The sequence below is a fragment of the Mesorhizobium sp. M7A.F.Ca.CA.001.08.2.1 genome, assembly GCF_003998455.1.
In the GTDB taxonomy this organism is placed as follows: domain Bacteria; phylum Pseudomonadota; class Alphaproteobacteria; order Rhizobiales; family Rhizobiaceae; genus Mesorhizobium; species Mesorhizobium ciceri.
In genome coordinates this window covers 1-1,809 of the sequence record NZ_RZPW01001009.1, presented here as the reverse complement: position 1 = coordinate 1,809, position 1,809 = coordinate 1, and the positions used below count along the sequence as shown (strand labels likewise).

The 1,809-nt window shown below is 58.1% G+C and carries 2 protein-coding genes; both read right to left on the bottom strand.

Translation table 11 applies throughout. The features are described 5' to 3' along the window. Positions 1–110: 110 nt before the first annotated feature. Positions 111–1,115, bottom strand: a complete 1,005-nt coding sequence (locus EN914_RS34105; protein ID WP_024505317.1) for a PleD family two-component system response regulator — start codon at positions 1,113–1,115, stop codon at positions 111–113. Between the two features lie 13 nt (positions 1,116–1,128). Next, a partial coding sequence (locus EN914_RS34100) for a chemotaxis protein CheB (RefSeq protein WP_127389623.1) occupies positions 1,129–1,809 on the bottom strand: 681 nt, incomplete at its 5' end.

The following is a 1,809-nucleotide window of genomic DNA, read 5'->3' as shown; positions in this document are numbered from 1 at the left end:
AAGTAAGCGAGCTGGTCGGCATAGAGCTTCTTGAAGGCCGGGCGAGCCCAGGCGCGTTCAACGTACGCTCAGAAAGTTCCATCTTAGCCTGAGAAGTACGTTGAGCTTGTCTAGCTGCGGGACATATGAACCGCGACACGATTTCGTCCTCCCGATTTGGCACGAAATAGGGCCAAATCGGCAGCATTGACGAAATCATTTGGCGTCTCGTCCGCGGTGGGCACCGCTGTTGCAACGCCGACGCTGATGGTCACACGATCCGGGCCGTGGGGTATGTTCAACTCCCGCACGCCCTGGACGAGCCGCTCTGCGATCGCACTGGATTGTTCCAGTAAAGTGTCGACCAGCACGACCACGAACTCTTCGCCTCCGTACCGCGCAGCTAGGTCGGTGGAGCGTCCGGAACCGCTCTGGATCACGCGGGCGATTTGCTTGAGCACCTCATCGCCGGCCATATGGCCATAGGTATCGTTGTATCGTTTGAAGTTGTCGGCATCGATCATCAACAGCGACAATGGGGACTGTGCGCGAAAAGCGCGCTTCCATTCGGCCGCCAGATATTCATCAAAATAGCGCCTGTTGCCGAGGCCCGTCAGGCCATCGATCCGCGTCAGACGTTCAAGCTCGAGATTTGCACTGATCAGCTGTCGCTGGCTTTCCCTTAGCGCTCGGTATGCCGCGTCTCGCTGGACGTGATCCAGATAAGCCCGAGTGTGATATCGAATACGTGCAATCAGCTCAATACGATCCGGCAGTTTGACGAGATAGTCGTTCGCTCCCGCAGCAAAGGCTTCGCCCTTGGTGGCTGGATCTTCCTTGCTCGACAGCACAATGACTGGGACCGCGCGTGTCGACGCATGCTTCCTGTATTCTCGCACCAGATGCAGCCCATCGACGCCGGGCATGACGAGATCCTGCAGGATAACGGTTGGCTTTACCTCATCCGCGACTGTCATTGCTCTCAACGGGTCGGTGCAGAAGTGTAGGGAAATATCGGGTTCGTTGGCTAGAGCGCGCCTGACCGCCTCGCAAACCATGATCTGATCATCGATGAGCAGAACCATGGATGAATAGTTGTCTGTGAGTGGCGGGACCAGCTCTGGTTCTTGCGTCATCGGACGAGCCCTTTCACGTGGAGCGCTCGCAGGCTTCGATTATACGTGAGCCGATCGCACTCAAAGGAAGAATATCAACAGCCGCGCCGATTTCGGCGGCGGCCTTCGGCATGCCATAGACTGCACTGGTTGCTCGATCCTGGGCGATCGTGAGATGCCCTTTGTCGCGGAGCTGTCTTAGCCCGCGCGCGCCATCCCTGCCCATGCCTGTGAGCAGGACACCAATCACCGAGCCAGGCCACCATTGCGCCGCACTTCCGAAGAACACATCAACGGACGGCCGATAAAAATTGTCCTTGGGGCTGGGCGTATAGCCAAGTTGTTGAGCTGACTTGAAAACCAGATGATCCGCAGAACTGGCTACGAGAACAGTGCCCGCTTGAGGACTATCCTTTTCCCGCGCCGGACGGATCGGGAGAGGCGTATGCTGTCCCAGCCAATCAGTAAGCCCCGGCACGAACTGAGCATCGAGATGCTGGACGAGCACGATCGCGCCGTCAAAATCAACGGGAAACGCACTCAGGACTGCGGCAACGGCGGCCGGCCCGCCCGCGGAGGCGCCGATTGCAATTAAGCGTCGAGGTGTCGGCTCAGCGTCACGTGACATCCGCCTTTTTGTCTTGGCCGGCGCATCACCGATCAGCTTGCCGATCGTCGCAATCTTGTTCGTTAGAAGCCGTGCGGATTGCGAGGA